Here is a 23737-nt window from a genome sequence, read left to right on the forward strand (position 1 = left end):
GGAGGTCAGTCATGGCGAGTGCGTTGGATTTTATGCTCGCCGCCCGGCGTAGCGAGATGCAAGGTTTGCGCAGCCTGGAGCTGACCTGTGAGTTGGTCGGCTGTATCGGCCGTCTGATCCATGCGCTGCAACGTGAGCGCGGCTTTTCCAATATCTATCTGGGTAGCCATGAGGAACGCTACCGTGCGGGCCTGGACGAGCTGACCGCAGACAGCCAGTGCATGCAGCAACGGGTGGTTGACTGCTTTGCCCGCATTGATCGGGAGTCCGGCTGCGGGGCAGACAAGGCCAGGCTGTTCAACCATATTGCTTACGTGCTGCATTATTTTGAAAGCTTTGCCGAGCTGCGTCGGCGAATTCGCTGTCAGCAAATCCTGCCTATGGACGCAACGCGCGCTTTTAGTCGGCCGATCAGCGGGTTGCTGAATGTGGTATTCGAGGCGGCGGATACGGCAGTCGATCCGCAGATTACCCGTCATCTGGTAGCGCTATTCAACTTTATGCAAGGCAAGGAGCTGGCTGGGCAAGAACGCGCGGCGGGCGTTGCCGGCTTTACCCTGGGCTACTTTGACTCTGCTGCGCAAGCCTATCTGGGCTTTCTCGAGGATGCGCAGAAGCGCTGTTTCGAGATTTTCAACGACTACGCAGAGCCGGGTTTGCGCAAACTATGGAGCAGGTTGTGTGCCGATCAGTTGGTGGTCGAGCTGGCCAAGCTCAGGCAGATTGCCCTGCGCTCCTCGCAAGAGGCGCCTATCGCATCACCCTTGGCGGAAATCTGGTTCGAGCTGGCCAGCCGGCGCATCGATGTAATGAAACAACTCGAAGACCAGATGACCGAGCACCTACACAGCCAGTGCCAACGCAAGATCATTCAGGCCCAGGCCGACCTCGATAATCATCGGGCTTTGCTGAAGCGCCTGACCCAGCTTGACGATGATGCAGCCCTGCCTGCAGCCCGGGTGTTCAACCTGCAGGCTAGCGACCTGGACACCGCTGCAGTGGATTCCCTGGGGGGGCAGCTGAATCGTTCGGTGATGGACGTGCTGCACGCCCAGAGCCAGCGCTTGCAGGCGCTGGGTGTCGAGCTCGAAGAGGCCCGCCGCTCGCTAAACGAGCGCAAACTGATTGATCGCGCCAAGGGCTTGCTGATGAAACAGCACGGGCTCACCGAGGACGCGGCCTATCGCATGTTGCAGAATGCGGCGATGGAGCGCAGCCAGCGGCTGGCTGATGTGGCGCAGCATCTGCTCAATTATGCCGAGCTGCTGCAAGGTAAGGCGAAGGTCTGAGTCCTGGCAGCAAAGCCGCCATCGATTAACGCACCTGCTCGGCGCATCTGCCCGTAGCTCGCCCTGTTACTGTGCGAACTGCTGGATACTTGCAGCGGGTAAGGCTGACCTGAATTTCCCCGATAATCCGAAGTCGTTGTTTTTGCTGTCATTCAACATTCTGGCACGCATTCTGCTATGTACTCGTAGGCCTGAGTTATCGACTGGCCTCTACATATGAATATGGGCAACGGCGTCCACCCGAGTTTCGAGCTACTTATCGAAACCGGCGTGTACGCCGTTTTTTTTGTGCTTTTTTTTGGGGAATTGAACAATGGATGACAACAGCACCAAGGACGCCAAAGGCGCTCCGAGCATGATCAAGCGTCGGGACTTTCTCAAGTACTCCATAGCCGCTGTCAGTGGTGCGGCGCTGTTCAGTTCCTTGCCGCCGGGCCTGCGCACTGCGGCCTGGGCTGCTGGCAGTGATAGCCTGGAAACGACCAAGGCAAAACTCGGGTTTATCGCGTTGACTGACGCTGCGCCGCTGTTCGTTGCCGACGAGAAGGGCTTCTTTGCCAAGCACGGCATGACCGATGTCGAGGTGCTCAAGCAGTCGTCCTGGGGCACCACGCGGGACAATCTGGTGCTGGGCTCGGCGCGTAACGGCATCGACGGTGCGCACATCCTTACGCCCATGCCGTACCTGATCACTACCGGGGCGATGACCGCGAACAATATCCCGACACCCATGTATATTCTGGCGCGCCTAAATCTGGGCGGGCAGTGCATATCGGTAGGCCAGGAGTATGCAGAGCTGAAACTGGGTGTAGACAGCACCCCATTCAAGGCTGCTCTGGAGGCCAAGAAAGCCACCGGCAAGTCAGTCAGTGCGGCAATGACTTTCCCAGGTGGCACGCACGATCTGTGGATGCGTTATTGGTTGGCGGCTGGTGGCATCGATCCGAACAGCGATATTTCCACCATTGTCGTCCCGCCAGCGCAGATGGTCGCCAATATGAAGGTTGGCAGCATGGATACCTTCTGCGTCTGCGAGCCCTGGAACGAGCAGTTGATCAACCAGAAAATTGGCTATACCGCGCTGACCACCAGTGAGCTATGGCACAACCATCCGGAGAAGGCGCTGGGCATGCGCGCTGACTGGGTTGACGCCAACCCCAATGCAGCTCAGGCCTTGCTCAAGGCGGTCATGGAAGCGCAGATGTTTTGCGAGGATCCGGCCAACCGTGAAGAGGTGGCGAAAATCTGTTCCAAGCGTCGCTGGATCAACGCGCCCTTCGACGATGTGGTTGAACGCATGAAAGGTAACTTCGACTACGGTAACGGCAAGGTAGTCGAGAACAGCGACCAGCAGATGCGCTACTGGAAAGACCACGCCTCTTATCCCTACAAGAGCCATGACAAGTGGTTCATTACCGAAGATATCCGCTGGGGTTATCTGCCCCAGGATCTGGACATGGACGCCCTGGTCGACCAGGTCAACCGTGAGGATCTCTGGCGCGCTGCGGCGACCAGCCTGGGCGTTCCGGCGGCGCAGATTCCGACCTCGACCTCCCGCGGTATCGAAACTTTCTTCGACGGCAAGACCTTTGACCCGGAAAACCCCAAAGCCTATCTGGATAGCCTGGCCATCAAGGCCATGAGCTGAAAATGACGTCAGATTCAATGAGGGACATGCGCATGAATGCCAATGTAAAGATCGACGCCGCTAGCGCGCTGGAGTTGAAACCGGATCCGCGGCATAACGTTGAACTACCGGCCTGGCTGCAGCAGTACGCTGGAGTCTTCGTGCGGGAGGTGTTGCCGCCGCTGATCTTCACTGCCGTGCTGCTGATCATCTGGCAGCTGCTCTGCTCGATGGAAGGCAGTGCGCTGCCGCCGCCCACGCAGGTGGTGACCGATACCTGGGAGCTGATCATTAATCCGTTCTATGACAATGGCGGCAATGATGTGGGCATGGCCTGGCAGATTCTCGCTAGCCTTGAACGGGTCGCTTACGGCTATCTGCTCGCGGTGGTGGTGGGTATCAGCCTAGGCGTGCTGGTAGGGCAGTCGACCTGGGCCATGCGCGGGCTGGATCCGGTATTCCAGGTGCTGCGTACTGTGCCGCCGCTGGCCTGGCTGCCGCTGTCACTAGCCGGTTTTCAGGACAGCAATCCCTCGGCGATCTTTGTCATCTTCATCACCGCTATCTGGCCGATCATCATCAACACCTCGGTGGGTGTGCGCAATATTCCCGAGGACTATCGCAACGTGGCGCGGGTGTTGCGGCTCAACGGCGTCGAGTATTTCGTCAAGATTATGTTGCCCGCTGCCGCGCCTTATATTTTCTCTGGTTTGCGTATCGGCGTCGGCCTGTCCTGGTTGGCCATCGTCGCTGCAGAAATGCTGATTGGCGGTGTGGGCATTGGTTTCTTTATCTGGGATGCGTGGAATGCGTCACTGATCAGCGACATCATCCTGGCTTTGATCTACGTCGGTGTGGTGGGCTTTTTCCTCGATCGCCTGGTGGCCTGGGTCGGTCGTCTGGTTACTCGTGGCACCTCTGCCAGTTAAGGAGCAGCATATGAGCCGTTATCTGAATATCGAGAAAGTCTCCAAGACCTTCACCACTGGCAAGATGTCCAGCGAGGTGCTGGTGGATATCAACCTGAGCGTGGCGCGGGGTGAGTACATTTCCATCATCGGTCATTCTGGTTGTGGCAAGTCGACGGTGCTGAATATCGTCGCTGGCTTGATGGATTCCACCTCTGGTGCGGTGATTCTGGATGGCAAGGAAGTCAGTGATCCGGGCCCGGACCGCAGTATGGTGTTCCAGAATCATTCGCTGCTGCCCTGGCTGACGGTATACCAGAATGTCGCGATCGCGGTGAACAAGGTCTGGCGCAGCAAGAATGCCAAGGAGAAGGACGAATGGGTGCGGCACAATCTGAATATGGTGCACATGAGCCACGCACTGGACAAACTGCCGAGTGAAATCTCGGGCGGTATGAAGCAGCGTGTCGGCATCGCCCGGGCACTGGCTATGGAGCCCAAGGTACTGCTGCTGGATGAGCCCTTTGGCGCGTTGGACGCGTTGACGCGGGCGCATCTGCAGGATGAGGTGATGCGCATCCAGAATGATCTGAAGAACACCGTGATCATGATCACCCACGATGTGGACGAGGCGGTGCTGCTGTCAGATCGTATCGTGATGATGACCAACGGCCCTTCGGCGACGATTGGCGAGATTCTTGATATCGAATTGGAACGACCGCGTGACCGTATCGCCCTGGCCGATGATCCCCGTTACAACCAGTATCGCCAGGCGGTGCTGCGTTTCCTCTACGAAAAACAACGCAAGGTAGAGGTGGCTGTATCGGCCTAGGGCGGTGACTAGATGGCAAGTACAGGGCAAGTTTGCGTTGACGCTTTGTTACAAAATCACTAATCTTCACTCCGCTTCAGGTGCCCGCTGATGCGTAATCAGCGGGTGAAACTGGGAAGCCGGTGCGTCTGCCAATTGCAGACAATTCCGGCGCTGCCCCCGCAACGGTAAGCGAGCGTCAGTCGATGTGAATCGGCTGGCACGTCACCGCCATACACCACTGTGCCAACGGCATGGGAAGGTGCGGTGACGGGATCAATGGATCCGCTCGCAAGCCCGGAGACCGGCCTGACGCAGTTCACAGCAGAGCGGCGGGCTTTGTGGGTGTGCGGTCTCCTGCTGCGTTGGATCCGTTTGCCTTTTTTGCTCCGCCGACTGCTATCAGTCAGCAGTGTCGTACGGGTAGGTACGACGGAGCCAGAAGCCGCATGAATAGTTCTTTTCCCGCCTCTATGGCGCTGGCCTGCATGGGCCTGTCCTCGTTTTGCTTTGCCAATCCAGTTAACTTAAATGAACAGGTGGTCACCGCCACGCGCTCGTCGCTGTCCGCTAGCCAGGGTATTGCCTCGGTCAGTGTGATTGAGCGGGCGGATATCGAAAGGCTGCAGGCGACCAGCGTGGCTCAACTGTTACGCCGGGTTCCGGGAATCAATATCACCAATAGCGGCGGTCACGGCAAGAACGAGGCGCTGGGTATTCGCGGTACCAGCAGTAATCATGTGCTGGTGTTGATCGACGGTGTACGCCTGGGCTCGGCGACCACCGGCGACGTGGCCTTGCAGAATCTGCCGGTCGAACAGATCGAACGCATCGAAGTAGTGCGCGGCCCGCGCTCAAGCCTGTATGGCTCCGAAGCCATCGGCGGCGTGATTCAGATATTCACCCGGCGCGGTGAGCGTCAGGGCGCCAAGCCCTGGGCATCGGCGACCGCCGGCAGCCGCAATTATCACGCCGGCAGCGCCGGGGTCTCTGGCGGGCTGGGCAACGCCTGGTACAACCTGGGTGTGACCAGCATGGGCACCCGCGGAATTGATGCGCGTCCCGGTGCGCCTTCGCCAGAGTCGGATAACGACGGTTATCGCGAATGGTCAGCCAATATGACGGCCGGGTATCGCTTCGACAATGGTGTGGAGCTGGACGGTCACGTTATCGAGGTGCGCTCGCACAATGATTACGACTCGGGCTTTAAAGCCAACGCCGACAATCTGCTACGCACCCACGGTCTGCGCGCGCGCTTCGCCCCGACCGACCCCTGGCTGGTCACCCTGCAGGCGGGGCGCAGCGAAGACAAGCTCGATACCTTCAATGGCAATGTGTTCAATACCCGTATCGATACCCGCCGCGACAGCTTCAGTTGGCAGAACGACGTACAGCTCAAGCCCGGGCAGGTTCTGACACTGGGTTACGACCTGTTGCAGGACTCGGTCAACGGCACTACCCACTTCGCCGAAGACAGCCGCGACAACCACGGCGCTTACGCCCAATATCTTGCACAGCTCGGCCGCCATGAGCTGCAAATCAGTGCCCGGCACGATGACAACGAGCAGCATGGTAGCTACAACACCGGCAGTATCGGTTATGGCTACAGCATCAGCGATAGTCTGCGTGCCAGTGCCAGTGCCGGCACTGCATTCAAGGCGCCAACTTTCAACCAGTTGTATCACCCCACCTTCGGTAACCCAGATATCAGCGAAGAAACCTCGCGCAGTCTGGAACTGGGCCTGGATGGTGAACAGCGCTGGGGTAGTTGGGCGGTGGCGCTCTACCGAAATGAGATCGATGACCTGATCGCCTACTTCAACCAGGGCGGTGGTTTGCGTGCGCAGAATATCGACAAAGCGGTTATCAACGGGGTGGAGCTGTCATTGGCCAGCCAGTTGTTGGGTTGGGATCTGAGCAGCAATCTGACGCTGCAGGACCCGGCCAACAAGTCATCCCGCGCCGGCCAGGGCGATCTGCTGCCGCGCCGGGCCGAGCAGATATTCAATCTGGATCTGGACCGTCGGTTCGGCCGCATCGGCCTCGGTGCCAGCCTGCATGTGGAAGGACGGCGCTGGGATAACGCGGCCAATACCACCGAACTGTCCGGTTACAACACCGTTGATCTGCGCTCCGAATATCAATTGAGCGACGCCTGGCGCCTGCAGGCACGCATCAGCAACCTGTTCGACAGCGACTATGAAACCGCCGCGACCTACCAGCAACAAGGCCGGGCGGGCTATCTGACTCTGCGCTACCAGGCGCTCTAAGGCGCCTGTTTTTAAACAACCCATCCAAGGAGGATGACCATGTTAGAACTGTCCAGACGTAGCCAGGTGGCTATTGGTATCGTGCTCGTGTTGCTGGTCGCCATGACCCGTGGCAGCCATTTCAGCTTGGTCAATCTGCCCAGCGCGTCCTGGGCGGTGTTTTTCCTCGCGGGCGTGCTGCTCAAGCCACGTTGGGCCTTTCCACTGTTGTTTTTGCAGACTACGTTTATGGACATCATGAGCGTGGGCTGGATCAATGCCGGCCACCATTGCATGACCGTGGCCTACTGGATGCTGTTGCCAGCCTACGGTGCGCTCTGGTTCGGCGGGCGTCTGTACGCACGCTGGCACCGCGAGCAACTGAGCTCATTGCTGGTGCTGGTACCGACTCTGCTGAGCAGCGCATTGGTGTGCCAGTTGTTCTCCAGTGGTGGTTTCTACTTTTTCTCTGGCCGCTATGACAACCCGACCTTCGCCGGCATGCTCGAGCGCATCGCTCACTACTATCCGCAATACCTGAGCAGCATGGCGCTGTATGTAGGCGCCGCCACGCTGGTCTATATCGTTCTGCGCGTCTATGCCGCGCGCGAGGCCCAGCAGGGCCGTCAGGCATGAGCGACAGCCCCGACCGCGACGAGCGTCACCGGCAACGCATGCAGCGCAAGAAGGCGATTGTCGATGAGAAAATCGCCCAGGCCCAGGATGAACACGGACTGCTGCTGGTGCTGACCGGCAACGGCAAGGGCAAGAGCAGTTCGGCTTTTGGTATGGCCGCTCGCAGTTTGGGGCATGGCCTGCAGGTGGGCATAGTGCAGTTTATCAAGGGCGCCCGCAGCACCGGCGAGGAGACCTTCTTCCGGCGTTTTCCCGAACAGGTGCGTTATCACGTTATGGGCGCCGGCTTTACCTGGGAAACCCAGGACCGCCAGGATGATATCGCCAAGGCCGAAGCGGCCTGGGCGGTGGCGGTGGAGTTGATGAGCGACGAGGCGGTGGCGTTGGTGGTACTGGATGAGCTGAATATCGCGCTCAAATACGGCTACTTGCCGCTGGAGCAGGTGCTGCAGGACATCGCCTCGCGGCCCATGGCCCAGCATGTGGTGGTGACCGGCCGCGGTGCGCCGCCCGCGCTGATAGAAGCTGCCGATACCGTGACCGAGATGGGCGTGGTCAAGCATGCATTCAAGTCTGGCATCAAGGCGCAGAAAGGAGTGGAGTTTTGACTGATTGCATATTGGCACAACAGCAGTGCCCGGCATTGCTTATCGCCGCACCTGCCTCGGGGCAGGGCAAGACTACCATTACCGCGGCCTTGGCCCGCCTGCATAGCCGCCAGGGCAAACGCGTGCAGGTGTTCAAGTGTGGTCCGGATTTTCTCGACCCGATGATCCTCCAGCGCGCCAGTGGCCGGCCGGTTTACCAGATCGATCTGTGGATGATCGGTGAGCAGGAAAGCCGACGCTTGCTCAGTGCCGCGGCGGCCGAGTGCGACCTGATTCTGATCGAAGGGGTGATGGGGCTGTTTGACGGCACACCCTCCGCGGCGGATCTGGCGCGCTGCTTTGGTGTGCCGGTGCTGGCGGTGATTGACGGCTCGGGCATGGCCCAGACCTTTGGCGCCATGGCCCACGGGCTGGCCAGTTATCAGCCGGGTCTGCCGTTTGCCGGGGTACTGGCCAACAAGGTTGGCAGTGACCGGCATGGCGAGATTCTGCGTGATTGCCTGCCTGACAGCTGCGCCTGGTTTGGGGCACTGCCGCGCAGTGAAGCGATAGGCCTGCCCAGTCGTCACCTGGGACTGGTGCAGGCGGATGAGCTGGTTGATCTGGATGCTCGGCTGGATGCCGCCGCCGATGCACTGCTGGCCAGCGCCGATACTCAGTTGCCGGCGCGGGTGGGTTTTACCGCGCCTGAACCTGCTGCAGTAGGCACATCCAGCGCCGCGCTGGCGGGTGTACGTATTGGCGTGGCGCGTGACGGCGCCTTTGCCTTTATCTACCAGGCCAATCTGGATCTGCTCGCGGATCTGGGTGCAGAGCTGCTGTTCTTCTCGCCGCTTAGCGACCAGCAGTTGCCCGAGATCGACAGCCTGTACCTGCCGGGCGGCTATCCCGAGTTGCATCTGGCCGAGTTGGGCAGCAATAAGGCGATGCAGGCGGCTATCCGTGCCCATCATGAGGCCGGCAAGCCGATCCATGCTGAATGTGGCGGTATGCTGTATCTGTGCGAATCGCTGACCGACACTGACGGACAGAGCACGGAGCTGGTGGGTTTGCTGCCCGGCCGGGCAAACATGCACAAGCGCCTGACCGCGCTGGCATTGCAGGAAGTTGCGTTGCCGGAGGGCACCCTGCGCGGGCACACCTTTCACCATTCCTCTCTGGAGTGTGAACTGCCGCCGCTGGTGCGTGGCGAGTGCCCGAATTACAAACGCACGGCCGAGGCGGTTTGGCGGATCGGGCGACTGACAGCCTCCTATATTCACCTGTATCTGCCGGGCAACCGCCAAGCCGCGGCGGCACTGTTTTGTCCATGAACGGCTTACGCGCATGAGTGAGCATGCCTTCTCCGCCGCCGAGCGGGCCGCCGTGTACCGGGCCATCCGTGAGCGCCGGGATATGCGTCATTTCAGCGCTGGAGAAGTGCCCGCCGAGCAGCTGTCGCGGCTGCTGGAGGCGGCGCATCAGGCGCCCAGTGTCGGGTTGATGCAACCCTGGCGTTTCGTCCGTATTACGCAGCCTGCGCTACGCACGGCCATCCATCGGCTAGTGGATGAGGAGCGACAGTTGACGGCGCAGGCATTGGCTGAGCGCGCCGCCGATTTTATGCGGCTCAAGGTCGAAGGCATTCTCGACTGCGCGGAGCTGCTGGTCGCCGCGCTGCCGGAGGGCCGCGAGCAACATGTGTTTGGCCGTCGCACCTTGCCGGAAATGGATCTGGCGTCGATTGCCTGCGCGATTCAGAACCTGTGGCTGGCGGCACGCGCGGAAGGGCTTGGGCTGGGCTGGGTGTCGTTGTTCGATCCGCAGGCACTGGCAGAGCTGCTCGGCATGCCGGCCGGGGCCAAGCCGATAGCGGTGCTGTGTCTCGGTCCAGTCGAGGCTTTTTATACCGAACCGATGCTGGTTGAGCAGGGCTGGAGCACACCACGGCCACTGAACGAGTTGTTATTTACCGATCAATGGGAGCCATGATGAAAGGCCCACAACGTATCGTTTGCCTGTCTACGGAAACTTGTGAAGTGCTGTATCGCCTCGGCGAGCAGGAGCGCATCGCCGGTATTTCCGGCTTTACCGTACACCCGCCACAGGCGCGCAAGGAAAAGCCCAAGGTCTCGGCTTTTACTAGCGCCAAGACCGAGAAGATTCTCGCGCTCAAGCCGGATCTGGTTATCGGCTACTGCGACCTGCAGGCGGATATTGCTGCGGAGCTGGCGCGCGAGGGTCTGGAAGTGCATCTGTTCAATCAGCGCGATATCGCCGGCATTCTGCGCATGATCGAGACGCTGGGTGCCTTGGTGTATGCCAGCGACAAGGCCGAGACACTGGTCGCCGAGTTGCAGGCGGGCATGCAGCAGGTGCGTCTGCAGGCGGGGCAACTGTCACGTCGACCCAAGGTATATTTCGAGGAGTGGGATGGCCCGCTGATTTCTGGCATTCGCTGGGTCAGCGAACTGATCGAACTGGCCGGCGGTGAAGACTGCTTTGCCGAGCTGAGTCACCACCCCAAAGCCAAGCAGCGCTATATCACCGACCCTCAGGAGGTGGTCCGGCGTGCGCCGGATCTGGTCATCGGCTCCTGGTGCGGCAAGCGCTTCAGACCGGAACATCTGTTTGATCGGCCAGGCTGGCCGGCGATCCCGGCATTGCGTGATGAGCAACTGTTTGAAATCAAGTCCCCTGACATTCTGCAGCCGGGCATCTCGGCACTGACCATCGGGCTGGATCAGTTGCATAACTTGATTCGCCAATGGGATCAGCGCCAGTGCTGAACGCGCCCGTAGTGCTCGGCGCCATGCTGCTGGATCACTGGCTGGGTGAACCGAAACGCGGGCACCCGCTGGTCGGCTTCGGCCGGCTCGCCGATGTACTGGAAAGCACCTTCAATCGCGCTGGCTCGCGACGGTTGCGCGGGCTGCTGGCCTGGGCACTGGCGGTATTGCCACTGACCTTTGGCGCTTGGGTGCTGGCCAGCTTGCCCGGCATTGGCTGGGTCTTTTCCTTGCTGCTGCTGTACCTGGCCATCGGACTGCATAGCCTGGCCGCGCATGCCAAGCCGGTCAGCCGTGCATTGCGCCAGGGCAATCTCTTACAGGCCCGTCTGCGTGTGAGTTATATGGTCAGCCGGCAGACCGATGAACTGGATGAGCAAGGCGTGGCCTGTGCGACCACGGAATCGGTATTGGAGAACGGCAGTGACGCGGTATTTGCGGCTTTGTTCTGGTTTGCACTGCTGGGCGCGCCGGGCGTTGTGCTGTATCGCCTGTCCAATACCCTGGATGCGATGTGGGGCTACCGCAACGCACGTTTCGGCCAGTTTGGCTGGGCAGCGGCTCGTCTTGATGATGTGCTCAATTACCTGCCGGCCAGGCTGGTAGCCTTGACCTATGCCGTGTGCGGGCGTACACGGCAGGCATTGCACTGCTGGCGGACTCAGGCGCCAGCCTGGGACAGCCCGAATGCCGGGCCGGTGATGGCTGCCGGAGCAGGGGCGTTAAATGTCAGTCTGGGTGGGCCGGCCGTTTATCAGGGTGCGTTGCACCAGCGCCCGGTTTTGGGTGCTGGGCCGGGGGCAAAGGACGAGGATATCGACCGGGCCGTGCGGCTGGTGCGCCAAGGGGTAATGCTGTGGCTGTTGGTACTTATGGCGCTCTGGGGGGTGATGCATGCTTGAACACGGTGGCAGGTTGCGCTTGGCCGCGGCGCAATTTGGCATGGCACAAGAAGACTGGCTAGACTTGTCCACCGGGTTGGCACCCTATGTATGGCCTTTGCCATCCTTTGGCCCCGCCATCTGGTCGCGCCTGCCGGAAGAGGACGATGGCCTGGAGGCTATTGCGGCTAGTTATTACGGCGCCGCGCAGGCACTGCCGGTGGCGGGTTCGCAGGCAGCCATTCAGGCTTTACCGCAGCTGTTCGCGCCGGAGCGCGTGGGCATACTCGAGCCCTGCTATGCGGAGCATCGCCACGCCTGGCAGCGCGCTGGTCATGCGGTCATGGGTCTGGATCGATCTGAGGTAGCCGATCTTCTGGATCAGCTTGATGTGCTGGTGGTGGTCAATCCGAATAATCCGACCGGTACGCAGATCGATGTCGAAACGCTGCTTTCGTGGCACGAAACGCTACACCGGCATGGTGGCTACCTGATTGTCGATGAGGCCTTTGCCGACGCGGCTCCTGAAAACAGTCTTGCTGCGTTCAGCGATCGGCCTGGCCTGATGGTGCTGCGCTCGCTGGGCAAATTTTTTGGTCTGGCCGGGGTGCGGCTGGGCTTCGTGCTGGCCGAACCGGGGTTGCTGGGTGCATTGCAGCGCGAGCTAGGACCTTGGACCGTAAGCGGCCCAGCCCGTGCCGCCGGTAAGGCAGTGCTGGCCGATCATACCACCCAGCAATTGTGGCGGTTTCGCCTGCAGCGTGACAGTCAGCGGCTGCGCTCACTACTGCTAGAGCATGGGCTGAATCCCGAGGGCGGTTGTGCGCTGTTTCAGTGGCTGCCTTATGCCCAGGCTGCGGAGCTGCATGCGGCCCTGGCGCGGCGCGGCATTCTGGTCAGGCTGTTCGAGCAGCCCGTTGCATTGCGTATTGGTCTGCCCGGCAGTGAGAGCGATTGGCAGCGCCTGGACGCCGCATTGGCAGATATTCATCTCAGTCAGTTGGCAAGTTCCGGCCTATGAGTACCTTGATGATTCAGGGCACCACCTCGGATGCCGGCAAGAGCACGCTGGTCACGGCGCTGTGCCGCTGGCTGCGTCACCGAGGCGTCAAGGTGGCGCCGTTCAAACCGCAAAATATGGCGTTGAACGCGGCGGTGACGGTGGATGGCGGTGAAATCGGCCGCGCCCAGGCGGTGCAAGCCCAGGCGGCGCACTTGGAGCCGCATACCGATATGAATCCGGTGCTGCTCAAGCCCAATACCGACGTGGGCGCCCAGGTCATCATTCATGGTCATTCGATCGGCTGCATGGATGCGCAGGCTTACCACGCTTACAAGCCCACGGCTTTGCGCGCGGTTTTGACCTCACATCAACGTTTGCTGGCGACCTACGATACCGTGCTGGTCGAGGGCGCAGGCTCACCGGCGGAAATCAATCTACGCGCGGGCGATATCGCCAATATGGGCTTTGCCGAGGCCGTCGACTGCCCGGTGATCCTGATTGCCGATATCGACAAGGGCGGCGTGTTTGCACACTTGGTTGGCACGCTAGCGCTGCTGTCGAACAGCGAACAGGCGCGCATCAAGGGCTTTGTGATCAACCGTTTTCGCGGCGACATTGCCCTGTTGCAGCCGGGTCTCGACTGGTTGGAGGCGCACACCGGCAAGCCGGTATTAGGCGTGTTGCCCTACCTGCATGACCTGCACCTGGAAGCCGAGGACGCGGTCAACGCCAGCCAGGGCGCCAAGACCCGCGATGCGTTGCGTGTGGTAGTGCCGGTATTGCCCCGCATCAGCAACCATACGGATTTCGATCCCTTGCGCTTGCACCCGCAGGTAGACCTGCAGTTTATCGGCCCGGGTCAGCCGATTCCCGCTGCGGATTTGATTATTCTGCCGGGCTCCAAGAGCGTCGGTGCTGACCTGGCTTTTCTACGTCAGCACGGTTGGGATCGGGCGATTCATCGGCATCTGCGTTACGGCGGCAAGCTGCTGGGTATCTGTGGCGGTATGCAGATGCTCGGGCAGCACATAGATGACCCCCTTGGCCTGGAAGGCCCGGCCTGCAGTGAAGCTGGTCTGGGGCTGCTGGATTTTGCCACCACCTTACAGGCGCAGAAGCGACTGACCCGGGTCAGCGGTCAATTGCAACTGCAGCAGGCCAGGGTCAGTGGCTATGAAATTCATGCGGGCCGCAGTGAGGGTCCCGCGCTCAATTACCCGTTACTGCATCTGGACGATGGTGAAGCGGATGGGGTGCTCAGCGATGACGGACAGATCGCCGGTACCTATCTGCACGGTCTGTTTGAATCGTCCGCGGCCAGTCAGGCGCTGTTGCGTTGGGCGGGCCTGTCTCAGGCGCAAGCACTGGATTACGCCGCATTGCGCGAGCGGGATATCGAACGTCTGGCCCAGACTGTGGAAGAGCATCTGGATACTGCCTTGCTATTGCAATTATGTGGAGTCGGCGCATGCACGAACTGATATTGGGTGGTGCGCGCTCGGGCAAGAGCCGGCTGGCCGAAAAAATGGCGAATGACAGCGGTTTCCCGGTGACCTATATCGCCACTAGTCAGGCGCTGGACGCGGAGATGGGCGAGCGCATACGCCAGCACCGTCAACGGCGGCCGGCCCATTGGGCACTGATAGAAGAGCCCTTGGCGCTGGCCGATGTATTGTGCCGGGAGGCGGGGGCCGAGCGCTGCCTGTTGGTCGATTGTCTGACGCTGTGGCTGACTAATTTGCTGTTGTGTGAAGATCGGGCTCGTCTTGAGAGCGAGCGGGAGGCCTTGCTGGCATGCGTCAGTGCGCTGCCGGGCCGAATTATTCTGGTCAGTAATGAGACCGGGCTGGGTGTGGTGCCGCTGGGCGAACTTAGCCGCCGCTATGTGGATGAGGCCGGTTGGTTGCATCAGGCCCTGGCGCAGCGCTGTACGCGGGTACTGTTTTGTGTCGCTGGCCTGCCGTTGGCGCTCAAGGGGCAACTGCCATGAGTAGCTACTGGTGGCATATGCCCGTGGCAGAATGGAATCAGACAATGCTGCTCGCGGCGCAGCAGCGCCAAAGCGAACTGACTAAACCAGCCGGAGCGCTGGGCCGGCTGGAAGACCTTGCCATTCAACTGGCGGCCATGCAGGGCAGCGAACGGCCCGAGATGACCCTGCCCTGGATCACGGTGTTTGCTGCCGATCATGGTGTGGTGAAAGAGGGCGTGTCGGCCTATCCGCAGTCCGTTACCGGTGAAATGCTGCGCAACTTCGCCGAGGGTGGCGCGGCGATCTGTGTGTTGGCTCGCCACCTTGGCGCCACGCTCAGAGTCATGGAGCTGGGGCTGGCCATACCCATTGCGCCGTTGGCGGGCGTTGAGCACCGCCCGATTGCTCTTGGCACAGCCAATTTCAGCCATCAGGCCGCCATGAGCGCCGAACACTGCTTGCAGGCTCTGCAGGCCGGGCGTGAGGCGGTGTTGGCTGCGCACGGCGCTGATCTGTTTATCGGCGGCGAGATGGGTATTGGCAACAGTACCAGTGCCTGCGCTTTGGCGAGCGCGCTGCTTGGCGTGCCAGCAGCGCAGCTGGTCGGGCCGGGTACTGGGCTTGCTGGGGCAGAGATTGAGCACAAACGGCAGGTGGTTGAGCGGGGTCTGGCGCTGCATGCAGGCAAGCTGAATAGCCCATTATCAGCATTGGCTCATCTGGGCGGTTTGGAGATAGCGGCGCTGTGCGGCGCTTATATTGCGGCTGCACAGCGCGGGCTGCCGGTGCTGGTGGACGGCTATATCAGCTCCGTGGCGGCCCTGTGCGCAACGCGTCTGAACCCAGGCAGCCGCGACTGGATGCTGTTCAGTCACCGCAGCGCTGAGCCGGGGCATAGTCTGATTCTCCAAGCGTTAGCGGCCACGCCCTTGCTGGATCTGGGCATGCGCCTGGGCGAGGGTAGCGGCGCTGCGGTGGCCGTGCCTTTGCTGCGTACCGCCTGCGCGCTGCATAACCAGATGGCGACCTTCGCGCAGGCGGCAGTTTCCGGCCGGCAGCCATGCTGATCGAGCTGTTGCGCCATGGTGAGACCGCGTTGGCCGGCAGCTTGCGCGGTAGTCTGGACGACGAGCTGACTGCTGCAGGATGGCAGCAAATGCGTCTGGCCTGCCAGGCGCCCGGCGCCTGGCAGCGCATCGTCAGCTCACCATTGCAACGTTGCGCGGCTTTTGCGGCCGAACTGGGCGAGCGACTAGATGTACCTGTGAGCCTGGAGCCCGGCCTGTGTGAGCTGCATTTTGGTGAGTGGGAAGGGCAGTACCCCGCTGATCTGATGCGTGAGCACGCAGACTCTCTTGCGGCCTTCTGGCGGGATCCTTATGGCTGTACACCGCCTGGCGGCGAGGCGGTTGCCGCATTCGAACGCCGGGTACTGGCGAGTATCGATGGCCTGGCTCAATGTTATGCCAGCGAGAAAGTGCTGCTGATAACTCACGGAGGTGTGATACGCCTGTTGTTGGCGCGGGCGCAGGGATTGCCACGGGAACAGCTGTTGCAGGTGCACGTGGCGTTGGCCGAGCGCGTGCTGCTGCGTCGTCATCCTGATGGCGTGCTGGAGCGGCTATGAGGCTCCCGTTTGCGCTGCTGATTGCCTTGCAGTTTTTGACCCGGCTCCCGGTGCGCCTGCCTTATCTCCCTGCGGCGCAGGAAAACGGCCGCTCTTTGCTTTGGTATCCGGCAGTGGGCGGTTTGATCGGGCTCTTGCTGGTGCTGGCGCAGTGGTTGTTGGCGCCAACGGGGCCGCTGCTGCAGGCGGCGATTATTCTGAGTCTGTGGGTATGGCTCAGTGGGGCTCTGCATCTGGATGGTCTGGCAGACGCGGCGGACGCCTGGGTCGGGGGGCATGGCGACCGCGAGCGTACGCTGGCTATCATGAAGGACCCGGCCTGCGGTCCGGTCGGCGTGGTCGCTCTGGTTCTGGTGCTGCTGCTCAAGTTCGCAGCGCTAGTCAGCTTGTTGGAAAGCCAAGTTGGCTGGGCGCTATTGCTGGTGCCCTGGATCGGTCGACTCTTGCTGCCCACGCTGTTGATCACCACGCCTTATGCACGACCAGGCGGGTTGGGCGCAGTGCTGGCCGCCCATGCACCCGTCACGCTGCCCTCCGTGTTGATCACCCATGCGCTGGTGATCGCTGGGCTTTCGGTGGTGGTTTGGGGTGCGCTTGGATTGCTGCCGTTGATCTGCGTTGCGCTGTTCGCGACCTATTGGCGGCGGCTGTTGCTCAGGCGACTGGGCGGTACCACCGGAGATACCGCCGGTGCCCTGCTGGAAATCGCCGAGGCCTTGCTACTGGTGGTGCTGGCGTTGACTCTGGGTATTAATGGCTGAACTTTTTTATTGTCGCTTCATCTGACTGTCATACGCGACCTATAGCGTCGGGTAGTGAGTCAATTGGGCTCGACAACAAAAAGAGGAAGAAGCAATGAACGAGTATGTAGAAGAACTGATGGACCAGCGTGCCCAGGAATGGGATCAGGATGCAGAAGACGCCGAAGAGATGTAAGTGCTTCGGCTTTACTGTGCAATATTAACTCCGTACTACCCCCCCCTTCGTACTACCTTGTTTTTTCTAATTCGGGTTCGGCACATTGGCTTTGCACTCAGTTTTGCACCCTGCGCTGCTGACGTCTGAATTGCCCTGGCGGCTGGCCGGTCCAACGCTTGAACGCCCTCTGAAATGCCCCCGGCGATGAAAAGCCCAGTAGAAAAGCGATTTCTCCCAGTGCTAATTCAGTATCGCGGATATAGCTGACGGCCAGATCCTGCCGCGTTTCATCGATGATGTCCTGAAACCGGGTTTGCTCCTCCTGTTGCAACCGGCGGCGCAGGGTCCAGGAGGGTAAGCCCAGTTTGCGCGCGACCTCGGTCAGGGGCGGCAGGCGCTGATGCAGTTGCGGTGAGAGTATCTCCTCGACCTTTTCGCGTAAACCGCGGTGGCGGTTGAGCTCGTACAGTTGGGCTTTGCATAGCGCCTCGAGGTGATGAAAGCTGGCCGGCGCGCGCTGCTCCAGCGTCAGATTTAGACTGGCCGGCTCCCAGATCAATTGGTTGTGCTCTTGTTCAAACAGCACCGGGCAACCGAATGCCGCTTCGTAAAGCTCGGCGTAGGCGGGCGCGGGAAACTCGATATGCACGGCGGTGAGTATCGCCTTGCCGCCGGTCAGGTAGTGGCCAAGCTGAGCGCGGGAGGCCAGGGCCGAGTCGACCACAAACAGATTGAAGGCGTTGTAGGGGCTTATTGAATAGAAGCGCAGTGCCGGTGACTCAAAGCTCGAATGGCCGCGGTAATTCTGGCTGGATAGCCGCTCGAAGCGCACCAGGGTGTCGAAGGCTTGTGTCAGGTCTGCGGCGCATTGTGCGGTCATGCCTGCCAAACCCAAGTGGCTGGCATGACTATGGCTGCCCATAAGCAGGCCGATATCGGCGCGGCCGGTCAATTGAATGGCGGCGTTGGCCAGCCGCATAAACCGCGGAATGCTGATGCGCGCCTGGGGTGTCGCCAGTAGCTGGTTGTTGATGCGAAAGCGCTGAAACAGTTTCTCCGGCTCATGGCCCAGATGGGTTAGCGCACTTTGCAGGCTATAAAGGTAACCGACCGAAATATCGCCGAGCTTCATAAGTCGAGTTTCAAAGACCGGGTCTGCTGGAAGGCGTTCGCGGTGTTAGTGGAAACACAACTGTAATTCAAAGTTATAAAAATGTCATTTCAGGTGATTGAGCGGTCGGCGTCACCAGCCTATTGTCTTGCCATAGCATTTGCCGGGCATGTATCCGGTAAAGACCCTGATGAAGAGATAACCGGAGCAGTCCATGAGCGAATCTACCCTCTATCCGCATTTGCTGGCCCCGCTGGACCTGGGTTTTACCACCCTGCGCAACCGTACCCTGATGGGGTCGATGCATACCGGGCTCGAAGAGCGCCCGCACGGCTTCGAGCGGATGGCCGCGTATTTCGCCGAGCGTGCGCGCGGCGGGGTGGGTCTGATCGTGACGGGCGGTATTGGGCCCAATGAAGAGGGTAGTGTTGCCGCCGGTGCGGCGAAGATGACCACCGCCGAAGAAGCAGAGCAGCACAAGATCGTTACCCGTGCAGTGCATGAGGCGGGTGGCAAAATCTGTATGCAGATTCTGCACGCCGGTCGTTACGCCTACAGCCCCAAACAGGTGTCCGCCAGTGCGGTCAAAGCGCCGATTAACCCCTTTACCCCGAAAGAGCTGGACGAGGAGGGCATTGAGAAGCAGATCAATGACTTCGTCAGCTGTTCGCAGCTGGCCCAGAGCGCCGGCTATGACGGGGTGGAAATCATGGGTTCGGAAGGCTACTTCATTAATCAGTTCCTGGTCAGCCATGTGAACAAGCGTACCGACCGCTGGGGTGGCAGCTACGAGAATCGTATGCGTCTGCCGGTGGAAATTGTCCGCCGTGTGCGTGAGGGTGTAGGCCGGAACTTCATCATCATCTATCGGCTGTCTATGCTTGACCTGATTGAAGACGGCAGCACCTGGGACGAAGTGGTGATGCTGGCCAAGGCGATTGAACAGGCTGGTGCGACTATTATCAATACCGGTATCGGCTGGCACGAAGCGCGTATTCCGACCATCGCCACCAAAGTGCCACGCGCTGCGTTCACTAAAGTCACCGCCAAGCTCAAAGGTGAGGTCAGCATCCCATTGATCACCACTAACCGGATCAATACCCCTGAAGTAGCGGAGCAGGTGCTGGCAGAGGGCGACGCAGACATGGTCTCCATGGCCCGGCCATTTCTGGCTGACGCCGATTTCGTCAACAAGGCGGCGGCCGGCAAGGCTGATGAAATCAATACCTGCATCGGTTGTAACCAAGCCTGCCTGGATCATACCTTCGGCGGCAAGCTGACCAGTTGCCTGGTCAATCCGCGGGCCTGTCACGAAACCGAGCTGAACTATATTCCGACCACGGCGGTGAAGAAGATCGCCGTCGTCGGCGCCGGTCCTGCTGGCCTGGCTGCGGCCACGGTGGCGGCGCAGCGCGGGCATGAGGTGACGCTGTTCGATTCGGCGGCGGAAATTGGTGGTCAGTTCAATATTGCCAAGCAGATTCCCGGCAAGGAGGAGTTCTTTGAGACGCTGCGTTATTTCGGCAAGATGATCGAAAAGTACGCGGTCAAGCTGGTGCTGAACAAGCGCGTAGCAGCCGAAGATCTGGCCGATTTCGACGAAGTCATTCTGGCTACCGGGATCAAGCCGCGTACGCCGGATATTCCCGGTATCGACCATCCCAAGGTGGTCAGCTATATCGATACCATCCTCAATCACCAGCCGCTGGGTAACAAGGTCGCGGTGATGGGTGCTGGCGGCATAGGCTTTGATGTCTCCGAGTACATTACCCACCAGGGCGGCAACCCAAGCCTGGATACCCAGCTGTTCTGGAAAGAGTGGGGCATCGATCTGGATATCGAGGCGCGTGGTGGTATTGCCGGCATCACGCCACAGCCGCATCCGCCCGCCCGTGAGGTTTTTTTGCTGCAGCGTAAGACCAGCAAGGTGGGTGACGGCCTGGGTAAGACGACCGGCTGGATTCATCGTACCGGCCTGAAAAACAAGCAGGTGCAGATGCTCAATTCGGTGCAGTACCTGAAGATTGATGATGCCGGTTTGCATATCCAGATCGGTGAAGGTGAGCCGCAGGTGTTGCCGGTCGACAACATCGTTATCTGCGCTGGGCAGGAGCCGCTGCGCGAGTTGCAAGCGGGGCTGGAAGCTGCGGGCAAGCCGCTGCATCTGATTGGCGGAGCGGATGTCGCGGCCGAACTGGATGCCAAGCGTGCCATTGACCAGGGCTCGCGATTGGCTGCTGCTATCTGATCTGATGCCTGCTGGATTAAGAGCCCGCCACAGCTTTCTGCTGCGGCGGGCTTTTTTGTATTGCCGATGTAGTGTTATGAAACAAGCTGGCTGCAGGGCGTTGTGCCAAATCCATCACAGTCCTCAAGGGCACTTTTCTTTACACTTACGCTCCAAAGTGCAATTGCCATTAAAAAGCGTAGGATTATGTTACATCTGGAGAAGGCTGAACGGACCCAGCGGGAGCGATCGATGAATACAGTGCGCAAGCCGTTGCTGACTGAGGCGGTATTGTTGTTTTCCGAGCGGGGTATCGCTAAGGAAATGTTGTATCCAGAATTCGAGGCTTTACTCGATGGTTTGGTGTCGAGCCCTGAATTCGCTGATGAAACAGTCGAAGCGGTTTTCTTGCAGATCAGCAACCGACTGCATGTAAGGGGTGCGGTGTTCTTTACCATCGATTTTGATCTGGATGGCAACATCAACAGCCTGTGGAATATGCCGCTACGCAATATGGTCGAAAAGGCGGGTCGCGGCCCCGATATGGGCGGCGGACCGATTCGTCTGGTATGTCTGGGCTTTGCGTCTGATACAAAATACCGGCCTCACCTGTGGAAGCCGGGGCAGCGCGGCGGACGCTCCGATCTGCTGATGATCAAAGAAGCAGTCACGCGTAATACACTGGGTATCCTCGGCGACGATGAGGAGACGCTGACGGTGTTGCAGACAGACCGCCTGCAGGTGGCTGCTGAAGATGCCTGGTACGGCGGTGTGAATAATGTTGTGCCGATCGACGGCGCCAATCAGTCTGCTGTTAGTGACTCTGCCAGCGCGGTGGACGCAAGGGCCGCAGAGCGCGCAAGACAGGATGCTGAGATTGCCGAATTGCACGAGCAGATCGATCAGTTGGTGCAGCAGAAGCACGCCGAGCTGATTGCCTTGCGGCAGCAGCACGAGGATAACCTGGCGATCATCCAGGGTGAACTGGGCGATATCAAGAACGAATTGGCCCAGCAGCAGAAGTTGAATGTGGCACTAAAACGTGATCTGTCCCGCCTGCAAAGCCGCACCCCCTCCGACGTTGAATAACCGGGTTTCGCCCGGTTTGCCATCTCCTGACACTCATCTTTAACGGCCGCCATTTGCCAGCGTCGCGTTGGCTGCGGATAATCGTCTAATTCAAACACACCGGCGTGATGCCGGGCAGTCATGACGGCTGCCCCATTGGCTGCAAGAGTGAGGTGGTATGGAGCAGTTCCGTAATATCGGATTAATCGGGCGGCTGGGTAGTGGCAAGGTGGTCGATACGCTGAAACGCCTCAAGCGGTTTCTGCTGGACAATGGCCATAGCGTGATTCTGGAAGATGCCGTGGCTGATCTGTTGCCCGGGCACCAACTGCAGGTCTGTTCGCGGAAGATGATGGGCGAGATATGCGATCTGGTCATTGTGGTGGGCGGCGATGGCAGTTTGCTGGGTGCTGCGCGGGCGCTATGCCGCTATAACGTCCCGGTACTGGGGGTGAATCGCGGCGGCCTGGGGTTTCTTACCGATATTTCGCCCGATGAGCTGGAAAGCCGGGTAGGTGAAGTGCTAGCCGGGCAATATACGGTGGAGAAGCGCTTCTTGCTGGATGTGTTCGTGCGTCGCGGTGATGAGCAGCTCGGCACCAGTGAGGCGCTGAATGACGTGGTGCTGCATCCGGGCAAATCGGCCCGGATGATCGAGTTTGAGCTCTATATCGATGGCCAGTTTGTCTACAGTCAGAAGTCGGATGGGTTGATCGTCGCTACGCCGACCGGTTCGACGGCCTATTCGTTGTCTGCTGGCGGACCGATCATGCATCCGAAACTGGATGCCATGGTGTTGGTGCCGATGTTTCCGCACACGTTGTCGAGCCGGCCGATTGTAGTGGACGCTAACAGCGAGCTGAAGATCATTATCTCCAAGCAGAATGGCATTTATCCGCAGGTCAGCAGCGATGGGCAGGTGCATATCGCCTGCGCGCCGGGCGATAGCCTGACGATTCGCAAGAAGCCGCAGAAACTGCGCCTGCTGCATCCGCTGGACCACAATTTCTATGCGATCTGCCGCAGCAAGCTCGGCTGGTCAAGCCGCCTGACGGATCAATGATGGCCGCGGGCGACTTCAAAGGTTATGACGTCATTGGTGATGTACACGGATGTGCGCAAACCCTGACGCAGTTGCTGGAACGTATGGGCTATTCGGTGCAGGCTGGGGTATGGCGGCATCCGACGCGCAAGGCTTTGTTTCTGGGCGATATTATTGACCGGGGGCCGCGTATTCGTGAGGCGCTGCACCTGGTGCATGACATGGTCGAGGCGGGCGCCGCCAGTTGCATCATGGGTAACCACGAGATCAACGCACTGGCCTGGAGTACGCCGGCGCCGGCGGGTAGCGGCAGGCAATATATCCGCGAGCATACCGAGCGCAACCGTAGGCAAATTCAGGATACCCTGGAGCAGTTCGCGGCCTGGCCGGATGAATGGAGCTACTTTCTTGACTGGTTCTACAGCTTGCCGCTATTTATGGATATGGGTGATATCCGCCTGGTACACGCCTGTTGGGACGAAAATCTGATCAAGCCTTTTGCCGCGCAGTATGCCGACGGCTGCATTGATCGGGAATTTCTCGAGGCGGCTACTGAGCATGAGAGCTTCGCTTCACAAGTGCTGGAGCGCTTGCTGCGCGGGATAGATATGCGCCTGCCACATGGTCAGAGTATGACCGGCAAGGACGGGCTAACGCGCATGGCGTTCCGCACCAAATTCTGGGAGGAGCAGCCGCAGACCTACGGCGACATCGTTTTTCAGCCCGATGCCTTGCCCGATGATGTCGCCGCCCGACCCCTGAGTGACGATCAAAAGGCCGAGCTGCTGCTCTATGATGCAGATCAGCCGATTCTGTTTGTCGGGCACTACTGGCAACAGGGCAATCCGCACCCGATCAGGCCGAATCTCGCCTGTCTGGATTATAGCGCGGTGAAATATGGCAAACTGGTCGCCTATCGCTGGGAGGGTGAGCAGCACCTGCACCGCGATCATTTTGTCTGGGTCGATGTACCCAGACTGGCTTGAGGTAAG

General features: G+C 59.9%; 22 protein-coding genes and 1 riboswitch. Of the genes, 21 read left to right on the plus strand and 1 reads right to left on the minus strand.

Annotation, left to right across the window (positions count from 1 at the left end):
• Window positions 1-11: 11 nt before the first annotated feature.
• From K787_RS0107775 to K787_RS0107855, 17 genes are all read left to right on the plus strand, one after another.
• The gene (locus K787_RS0107775; RefSeq protein ID WP_022962230.1) at window positions 12-1289 is read left to right on the plus strand and encodes a nitrate regulatory protein; all 1278 of its coding nucleotides are present in this window, start codon (window positions 12-14) and stop codon (window positions 1287-1289) included.
• Between the two features lie 313 nt (window positions 1290-1602).
• Window positions 1603-2937 carry a CmpA/NrtA family ABC transporter substrate-binding protein gene (locus K787_RS0107780; RefSeq protein WP_022962231.1) on the plus strand — a complete coding sequence of 445 codons (1335 nt, stop codon included), beginning with the start codon at window positions 1603-1605 and terminating at the stop codon, window positions 2935-2937.
• A 32-nt stretch (window positions 2938-2969) separates the two neighbouring features.
• Window positions 2970-3845 (plus strand): nitrate ABC transporter permease, encoded by an 876-nt coding sequence (gene ntrB / locus K787_RS0107785; protein WP_028614728.1) that lies wholly within the window; start codon window positions 2970-2972, stop codon window positions 3843-3845.
• A gap of 10 nt (window positions 3846-3855) precedes the next feature.
• Window positions 3856-4656: an ABC transporter ATP-binding protein gene (locus K787_RS0107790; RefSeq protein WP_022962233.1), complete on the plus strand. Its 801-nt coding sequence runs from the start codon at window positions 3856-3858 to the stop codon at window positions 4654-4656.
• 61 nt (window positions 4657-4717) lie between these two features.
• Window positions 4718-4962: riboswitch (cobalamin riboswitch) on the plus strand.
• 122 nt (window positions 4963-5084) lie between these two features.
• Window positions 5085-6905 (plus strand): TonB-dependent vitamin B12 receptor, encoded by a 1821-nt coding sequence (gene btuB, locus K787_RS0107795; protein ID WP_022962234.1) that lies wholly within the window; start codon window positions 5085-5087, stop codon window positions 6903-6905.
• 39 nt (window positions 6906-6944) lie between these two features.
• Complete coding sequence (locus K787_RS0107800; protein ID WP_022962235.1) at window positions 6945-7520, plus strand: hypothetical protein; 576 nt, start codon at window positions 6945-6947, stop codon at window positions 7518-7520.
• On the plus strand, window positions 7517-8128 hold the full coding sequence (gene cobO, locus K787_RS0107805) for a cob(I)yrinic acid a,c-diamide adenosyltransferase (protein WP_022962236.1): 612 nt from the start codon (window positions 7517-7519) through the stop codon (window positions 8126-8128). Before K787_RS0107800 ends, cobO begins: the two co-directional genes overlap by 4 nt.
• Before the next feature lie 11 nt (window positions 8129-8139).
• A complete protein-coding gene (locus K787_RS0107810) occupies window positions 8140-9441 on the plus strand; it encodes a cobyrinic acid a,c-diamide synthase CobB (protein ID WP_028614729.1) in 1302 nt (433 codons plus the stop codon).
• Window positions 9442-9454: 13 nt separating this feature from the next.
• Window positions 9455-10099, plus strand: a complete 645-nt coding sequence (bluB, locus tag K787_RS0107815) for a 5,6-dimethylbenzimidazole synthase (protein ID WP_022962238.1) — start codon at window positions 9455-9457, stop codon at window positions 10097-10099.
• Window positions 10096-10896, plus strand: coding sequence for a cobalamin-binding protein (locus K787_RS0107820; protein ID WP_028614730.1), 801 nt, complete (start codon window positions 10096-10098; stop codon window positions 10894-10896). Before bluB ends, K787_RS0107820 begins: the two co-directional genes overlap by 4 nt.
• Window positions 10893-11798 carry an adenosylcobinamide-phosphate synthase CbiB gene (cbiB, locus tag K787_RS0107825; RefSeq protein ID WP_028614731.1) on the plus strand — a complete coding sequence of 302 codons (906 nt, stop codon included), beginning with the start codon at window positions 10893-10895 and terminating at the stop codon, window positions 11796-11798. Before K787_RS0107820 ends, cbiB begins: the two co-directional genes overlap by 4 nt.
• The gene (cobD, locus tag K787_RS0107830) at window positions 11791-12798 is read left to right on the plus strand and encodes a threonine-phosphate decarboxylase CobD (protein ID WP_022962241.1); all 1008 of its coding nucleotides are present in this window, start codon (window positions 11791-11793) and stop codon (window positions 12796-12798) included. Before cbiB ends, cobD begins: the two co-directional genes overlap by 8 nt.
• Window positions 12795-14261 (plus strand): cobyric acid synthase, encoded by a 1467-nt coding sequence (locus K787_RS0107835; protein WP_022962242.1) that lies wholly within the window; start codon window positions 12795-12797, stop codon window positions 14259-14261. Before cobD ends, K787_RS0107835 begins: the two co-directional genes overlap by 4 nt.
• Window positions 14249-14770, plus strand: coding sequence for a bifunctional adenosylcobinamide kinase/adenosylcobinamide-phosphate guanylyltransferase (gene cobU / locus K787_RS0107840; protein WP_022962243.1), 522 nt, complete (start codon window positions 14249-14251; stop codon window positions 14768-14770). The genes K787_RS0107835 and cobU overlap by 13 nt, the downstream gene beginning before the upstream one ends.
• Window positions 14767-15819, plus strand: coding sequence for a nicotinate-nucleotide--dimethylbenzimidazole phosphoribosyltransferase (cobT, locus tag K787_RS0107845; RefSeq protein ID WP_028614732.1), 1053 nt, complete (start codon window positions 14767-14769; stop codon window positions 15817-15819). The genes cobU and cobT overlap by 4 nt, the downstream gene beginning before the upstream one ends.
• Window positions 15813-16379, plus strand: a complete 567-nt coding sequence (gene cobC, locus K787_RS0107850) for an alpha-ribazole phosphatase family protein (RefSeq protein ID WP_022962245.1) — start codon at window positions 15813-15815, stop codon at window positions 16377-16379. The genes cobT and cobC overlap by 7 nt, the downstream gene beginning before the upstream one ends.
• A complete protein-coding gene (locus tag K787_RS0107855; protein ID WP_022962246.1) occupies window positions 16376-17140 on the plus strand; it encodes an adenosylcobinamide-GDP ribazoletransferase in 765 nt (254 codons plus the stop codon). Before cobC ends, K787_RS0107855 begins: the two co-directional genes overlap by 4 nt.
• A gap of 272 nt (window positions 17141-17412) precedes the next feature.
• Here K787_RS0107855 and K787_RS0107865 read toward each other — a convergent pair whose 3' ends face one another.
• A complete protein-coding gene (locus tag K787_RS0107865; RefSeq protein ID WP_022962247.1) occupies window positions 17413-18429 on the minus strand; it encodes an AraC family transcriptional regulator in 1017 nt (338 codons plus the stop codon).
• A 193-nt stretch (window positions 18430-18622) separates the two neighbouring features.
• Here K787_RS0107865 and K787_RS0107870 point away from each other — a divergent pair, with 193 nt between their 5' ends.
• From K787_RS0107870 to K787_RS0107885, 4 genes are all read left to right on the plus strand, one after another.
• The gene (locus K787_RS0107870) at window positions 18623-20656 is read left to right on the plus strand and encodes an NADPH-dependent 2,4-dienoyl-CoA reductase (RefSeq protein ID WP_022962248.1); all 2034 of its coding nucleotides are present in this window, start codon (window positions 18623-18625) and stop codon (window positions 20654-20656) included.
• A gap of 231 nt (window positions 20657-20887) precedes the next feature.
• The gene (locus tag K787_RS22555) at window positions 20888-21724 is read left to right on the plus strand and encodes a chromosome segregation ATPase (protein ID WP_022962249.1); all 837 of its coding nucleotides are present in this window, start codon (window positions 20888-20890) and stop codon (window positions 21722-21724) included.
• Between the two features lie 157 nt (window positions 21725-21881).
• Window positions 21882-22766: an NAD(+) kinase gene (locus K787_RS0107880; RefSeq protein WP_022962250.1), complete on the plus strand. Its 885-nt coding sequence runs from the start codon at window positions 21882-21884 to the stop codon at window positions 22764-22766.
• Window positions 22766-23731 carry a metallophosphoesterase gene (locus tag K787_RS0107885; RefSeq protein ID WP_022962251.1) on the plus strand — a complete coding sequence of 322 codons (966 nt, stop codon included), beginning with the start codon at window positions 22766-22768 and terminating at the stop codon, window positions 23729-23731. Before K787_RS0107880 ends, K787_RS0107885 begins: the two co-directional genes overlap by 1 nt.
• Window positions 23732-23737: the final 6 nt, after the last annotated feature.

The sequence above is a fragment of the Halopseudomonas pelagia CL-AP6 genome (genome assembly GCF_000410875.1).
Classification (GTDB): Bacteria; Pseudomonadota; Gammaproteobacteria; order Pseudomonadales; family Pseudomonadaceae; genus Halopseudomonas; species Halopseudomonas pelagia.